Source organism: Rothia sp. HMSC075F09 (assembly GCF_001810515.1).
GTDB lineage: Bacteria > Actinomycetota > Actinomycetes > Actinomycetales > Micrococcaceae > Rothia.
In genome coordinates this window covers 33,639-39,638 of record NZ_KV801782.1, presented here as the reverse complement: position 1 = coordinate 39,638, position 6,000 = coordinate 33,639, and the positions used below count along the sequence as shown (strand labels likewise).

Genomic DNA, 6,000 nt, shown 5'->3' with positions numbered 1-6,000 from the left:
GTGCCCGAAGCGAAGCGAGGGCGGGTTCCCTGCGACGGCGCGGAGGAAATATACGAAGCACCGCCTCCAGAGCAAACACAAGTCGGCAGAGGAGCACCACCCCTCCACAAACCAAGGAAATAAAAAGTTAAACACAAAAGCCCCGATTCCGAAGAATCAGGGCTTCATTTGTGCGCGATACTGGGATCGAACCAGTGACCTCTTCCGTGTCAGGGAAGCGCGCTACCGCTGCGCCAATCGCGCTCACAAAACAGTTGTTTTGTTGCGAGGTGAGGACGGGATTCGAACCCGCGTACACGGCTTTGCAGGCCGCTGCCTAACCACTCGACCACCTCACCGCATACGCTCCACGAGGGAACGCGTTCGAACTCTTGGAGTCCTTACGAGCGGTTGACGAGACTTGAACTCGCGACATCCACCTTGGCAAGGTGGTGCTCTACCAACTGAGCTACAACCGCATATCAGCGTATTCAATTTGAATCATTCCGTTGGAGTTTTTCGCTCCGTCGTGCTGACAGGTAAATACTATACGGGGTTTTTGAGTGTTTGCCAAATCCTTTGTAGATCATCTTGTGTTCCGCGTGTTTCCGGGGCAGAACGGGGTATTTGGGCTCGTTTTTGAGGTGTGCGAGCAAAATTTATTTTCATGGTGCCGGTCACATTTTCGGGGTTTTGGGATGGTTACTGTTCCCGCGAGGATAGCGGCGGGCACACAATGCCCGCCACGATATCCGCGAAACGTCCGCAAAATTTTTCGCAAGGACACGAAAAGGAGGGGCGGGGAACCATGTTCCCCGCCCCTCCCCTATGAAATTCGCATCAGAAATCCGCACCGACAAAAATGCCGGGCTCATGTTTTTCTGGAATCTTTTTATAGTTCTTCGAAGAAGAGGCGCTCGTAGACTTTGCGGGCGTTGCGAGTTTGGCGCAGATAGTCCTCTTCGAGGGCGCGTGCGCTACCGGCGGGGTATCCGCACCAGCGGGCGATTGCTTCCAGGTCGGCGCGTCCCGAGGGTAGGGTGTCGGACTGGCGCACGCCGCGCAGTACGTTGCCGCCGCGGATCTTCGTGGCGAGTAGCCAGGCGCCGCTGAGGATTTCAGCGTCCGCGGCTTCGACCAGCCCCGCCTCAACCGCGGCGTTCAGCGCCTTCAGGGTGGAGGTGGTGCGCAGCCCGGGCACGGCGTGCGCGTGGCGCAGCTGTACGAGCTGGACCAGCCATTCCACGTCGGAGAGTCCGCCGCGGCCGAGCTTGAGCTGGCGGGTGCGGTCGGCGCCGTGAGGCATGCGTTCGTTTTCCACGCGCGCTTTCATGCGGCGAATCTGCTGTACCTGTTCGGGTTCAAAAGCTGCCGGGTAGCGGTACGGGTCGATGAGCTCCACGAAAGCACGTCCGAGCGCCTCGTCGCCCGCGATGGGGCGGGCGCGGGTGAGCGCCTGGAACTCCCAGGTTTCCGCCCAGCGTTCGTAGTAGGAGCGGTAGGAGTCCAGCGAGCGCACGATAGCGCCCTGCTTGCCTTCGGGGCGCAGGTCGGCGTCCACTTCGAGGGGCCGTTCGGCGCGAATGGCGGGCTTGACGGGCTGTTTGAGGAGCGCCAGGGTGCGGTTGACGATGCGTGCCGCCTGTTCCTGTGCGGCGTCTTCGTCGGCCCCGTCGAGGGGTTCGTGAACGAACATGACGTCCGCGTCGGAGCCGAAGCCGTTCTCGGCGCCGCCGAGGCGGCCCATGCCGATGACGGCGATGCGGGTGAGCAGCTTCTCCCCCGCTGTCTCCTCAGCTTCGGCGGGTTCGGCGCCTTCCGGTGCCGTCTGGAGTTCACGCAGGGCAATCTGTAGCGCCGCACCGATTGTGCACTCGTCGATGGCGGCAAGACCGGCGCAGGTGTCCTCAACGTCGACGATGCCCAGGGTCCAGCCCATGGCGGTGCGCAGGGTTTCGCGGCGGCGCAGGTAGCGCACGGCGCGCATCGCCTCGGCGGCGTCCGCGTGGCGTGCCAGCAGGGAGGAAATCTCGGAGGCGAGCGCTTCCTCCCCCAGCGGTTTGAGGTCGGCGACCTTGTCCAGCCAGGCGATGGAGGCGGAGGCATCCTCGAGCAGGTCGGTCATGGGGCGCGAGCTGGAGAGTAGCTGGCTGAGGCGTTCGGCGGCTGCGGGTGAGTCGCGGAGCATGCGCAGGTACCAGCTGGTGCTGCCGAGCGATTCGGAGACGATGCGGAATCCGAGCAGACCGGCGTCCGCGTCCACGCCGCGGGCGAACCAGCCCAGTAGCACGGGCATGAGGTGCCGCTGAATGTCTGCGCTACGGGAAAGTCCCGTGGTGAGTGCCTTGATGTGGCGCATGGCGCCGCGCGGGTCGCGGTAGCCGAGGGCGGCAAGACGGTCCTGTGCCGCCTGTTCGCTGAGCACCACTTCGTCGCGGCTGAGCGTGGAGACAGCGGCGAGTAGCGGGCGGAAGAAGATTCGCTCGTGCAGAGAACGGACATTCCGTTTAATTTTCTGCCATGCCTTGAGCATCTGCTCGGCGGAGAGCGTGCCGTTGCGTTCCGGGGAGAGGATTGAGCGGGCGAGGGCGCGTTGTTCGGCGTCCTTTTCGGGCATCAGGTGGGTGCGGCGCAGCTGCTGCAGTTGGATGCGGTGCTCCAGCACGCGCAGCTTCTTGTAGTCGCGGCTGAACGCTTCGGCGTCGGTGCGGCTAATGTAGCTGACGGCGGTCAGCGCCGCGAGAGAATCCACGGTGGACTTGGTGCGCACAGCGGGGTCGGTTCGACCGTGCACGAGCTGCAGCAGCTGCACGGTGAACTCGATATCGCGCAGGCCGCCCGGGCCCAGCTTAATCTGGCGGTCCACCTGGTTCGAGGGAATATTGTCGGTCACGCGGGCGCGCATCGCCTGCACGGATTCCACAAAGGATTCACGGGCGGCGGACTCCCACACGAAGGGGTCAATGGCGCGGGCGTAGCGGGCGCCCAGCTGCGCCGAACCGGCGATGGGGCGCGCCTTGAGCAGCGCCTGGAACTCCCAGTTTTCCGCCCAGCGCTTGTAGTACTGAACGTAGGATTCGACGGTGCGAACGAGCGGGCCGTCCTTACCTTCGGGGCGTAGGTTCGCGTCGACCTCCCAGAGGGCGGGTTCGGGTGCGGGGCCCATGATGGCGCGGGTGAGGGCGTGCACGAGCTCCGTGCCGATGGTGGAACATTCGTTCTCGGTGAGCTTGAGCGGGGCGCTCTCCCTCTCTGCCCCGGTGCTGGGCGCGGGTTCGACCGGCGCGACCACGTACACCACGTCAACGTCAGAGATGTAGTTCAGCTCGCGGGCACCGCACTTACCCATGCCGATAATCGCCAAGTCCAGGGCGTCTACAGCCTCGCCGCGGCGAGGGGCCGCCAGGCCGGGGCCCAGCCCCTCCGCAACTTCGGTGCGGGCAATGGCGAGCGCACCCTCCAGCGCGGCGGCAGCCAAATCGGCGAGGTGCCGGCCAATGGTCGGCATCATTTCGACCGGGTCTTCGCAGCACACGTCGAGCAGGGCGATGCGCGCCAGGGCGGCGCGGTAGGCGACGCGCAGGGTCACGTACCCGTCTTTGCCGGTCTGTTCGGCGGCAGCGCGCGGACGCTCCGCGTGCGGGTCGGCGCCGAGGGCGGTGAGGATATCGCGGCGGTAGGGGGTGTCCAGCGGGGTGATGGGGGTCAGGAATTCCCCGTCGGTCTCCGGCAGAATCGACGCCGGGTGCTGGGAGCGAATCAGCGCGCTCTCGGCGGGGTACACCTGCGTGTCGAAGAGCGGGTCGATGAGCTCGGGGCGGCGGTAGAGGAAATCACCAATCGCCTGGGATGCGCCAAGCAGGCGGTACATGCCGAATTCTTCCGTGCCGCGGGTGGCGCGCTCGGCGACTGCGGGGTGCTTTTCGATGAGGCGCACGAGGGCGGGCAGTGCAATATCCGGGGAGGGTGAGAGGCGCAACCCGGCAAAGAGCGCATCCTGCGAGACCGAGGCAAGCTCGGGCGCGTTGAGCCAGCGTTCCGCCTTGGACGGGTCGTGAAAACCGGTGGCAATCATGCGGGTGTGCAGGCGTAGCTGTGCTTTCCGTTCGGCTTCGGCGCGCTGTTCGTCGTCGAGTGCGTCGGGTGCAATCTCGGTCAGCGGCTTGGGTTCTTTGGCGGGGTCGATAATGCGGATGAGCCCGGTTGCCGGGTAGTGAGAGCTGTCAGTCATAGCGTGAGAACTGTGGGTAGAGAACGGCGGGTAGAGATCCGTGGGGTGGGGTAAAAAACGGCGGAGAAAAGCGATGCTGATACACCTGTGGGCGGTACCCGCCGGCGTGTTACCGGTAGCGGGTACCGCCCTGAGGCTGTCAGCGGTCACTCATCATGCGAGGAGGCTAAAGAATCCAGCGGTTAGAGGATTCCGAGGTTGTGCTTGAGCTCGTAGGGGGTCACCTGAGCCTGGTACTGGTCCCAGTCAGCGCGCTTATTGCGCAGGAACTGCTCGAAGACCTGCTCGCCCAGAACCTCCGCCATGAACTCAGATTCCTCGGTGATATTGATAGCCTCGCGCAGGGAGGCGGGCAGCGGGTTGTAGCCCATCGCGCGGCGCTCGGCGTTGGTCATGGCGGCGAGGTCCTCGGTCACGGCGGGCATGAGCGGGTACTCGTTCTCGATACCCTTCAGGCCGGCGGCGAGAATCACCGCGTAAGCCAGGTAGGGGTTCGATGCGGAGTCCAGGCCACGGTACTCGATGCGGGCGGACTGCATCTTGTTCGGCTTGTACAGCGGCACGCGCACGAGTGCGGAGCGGTTGTTGTGACCCCAGGAGACGTAGGAGGGTGCCTCGCCGCCGCCCCAGAGGCGCTTGTAGGAGTTGATGAACTGGTTGGTGACCGAGGTGAATTCGGGGGCGTGCTTGAGCACACCGGCGATGAAGTGACGCGCGGTCTTGGAGAGCTGGTATTCGGCGCCGGCTTCGAAGAAGGCGTTGGTGTCGCCTTCGAAGAGGGAGAAGTGGGTGTGCATGCCGCTGCCGGCGTACTTGGTGAAGGGCTTGGGCATGAAGGTTGCGTACATGCCGAGCGAGTAGGCGACTTCCTTGATGACGGTGCGGAAGGTCATGACGTTGTCTGCGGTCTGCAGGGCGTCGGCGTGGCGCAGGTCGATTTCGTTCTGGCCGGGGCCGGTTTCGTGGTGGCTGAATTCGACGGAGATGCCGACCTCTTCGAGCATGGTCACTGCCTTACGGCGGAAGTCCTGCACGATGCCGCCGGGGGTGTGATCGAAGTAGGATTCGTGGTCCACGGGCACGGGGAATCCGTCCGCACCGAGCTTGGAGGATTCGAGCAGGTAGAACTCAATTTCAGGCGAGGTGTAGCAGGTGAAGCCCATCTCCGCTGCCTTGTTGAGCACGCGCTTGAGCACGCCGCGGGTGTCGGAGGCGCTGATCTCGCCGTCGGGGGTGAGCACGTCGCAGAACATGCGGGAGGTGTAGTCTTCTTCACCGCGCCAGGGCAGAATCTGGAAGGTGGAGGGGTCCGGCTGCAGCAGCATGTCGGATTCGTAGATGCGGGAGAAACCCTCAATCGAGGAACCATCAAAGCCCAGGCCCTCGTCGAAGGCGCTTTCTACCTCGGCGGGTGCGAGCGCGACGGACTTGAGGGTGCCGACCACGTCGGTGAACCAGAGGCGGATGAAGCGGATGTCGCGCTCTTCGATGGTGCGCAGTACGAATTCCTGTTGACGGTCCATGAGTTGCCCTCTCGGTGCGGGCGCGCATCCGCGTGGTACCCGTCTGCGGGCGGCGGAGGCGCGCTGAATTGTGTGCCGCGACGAGGATATATAGTGCGGGAGCGACCCGGTGGGTTCCGCTGAACTTTCAGCGGTTTTCACCGTCGTTCCGGCGGGCGGCGTGCCAGCGGTGCTGGCGCCTCCTTGCCCCGGCGTGTGTCCTGTTGTTATCTAGCCTATCGGGTTCTGCTGTGTGGTGTGCGGGTGGGAGGTTTCGTTTGTGTAAAT

2 protein-coding genes and 3 tRNA genes are annotated in these 6,000 nt (G+C 64.1%); all 5 read right to left on the bottom strand.

Annotated elements, in window-relative coordinates; genetic code table 11:
* Positions 1–171 precede the first annotated feature (171 nt).
* The 5 genes from HMPREF2749_RS03710 to glnA all read right to left on the bottom strand — a co-directional run bounded on the left by HMPREF2749_RS03710 (position 172) and on the right by glnA (position 5,733).
* Positions 172–243 (bottom strand) — tRNA-Val (locus tag HMPREF2749_RS03710).
* Between the two features lie 24 nt (positions 244–267).
* Positions 268–338: transfer RNA gene (locus tag HMPREF2749_RS03705), tRNA-Cys, on the bottom strand.
* Between the two features lie 47 nt (positions 339–385).
* Positions 386–458 (bottom strand) — tRNA-Gly (locus HMPREF2749_RS03700).
* 413 nt (positions 459–871) lie between these two features.
* Positions 872–4,210, bottom strand: coding sequence for a bifunctional [glutamine synthetase] adenylyltransferase/[glutamine synthetase]-adenylyl-L-tyrosine phosphorylase (locus HMPREF2749_RS03695; protein ID WP_210395318.1), 3,339 nt, complete (start codon positions 4,208–4,210; stop codon positions 872–874).
* Between the two features lie 182 nt (positions 4,211–4,392).
* Positions 4,393–5,733: a type I glutamate--ammonia ligase gene (gene glnA, locus HMPREF2749_RS03690; RefSeq protein WP_049354867.1), complete on the bottom strand. Its 1,341-nt coding sequence runs from the start codon at positions 5,731–5,733 to the stop codon at positions 4,393–4,395.
* Between the last annotated feature and the right edge of the window lie 267 nt (positions 5,734–6,000).

Coding starts and splice junctions, on each gene's coding strand:
- HMPREF2749_RS03695 (WP_210395318.1), bottom strand. CDS start 4,210: ATGACTGACAGCTCTCACTACCCGGCAACCGGGCTCATCCGCATTATC.
- glnA (WP_049354867.1), bottom strand. CDS start 5,733: ATGGACCGTCAACAGGAATTCGTACTGCGCACCATCGAAGAGCGCGAC.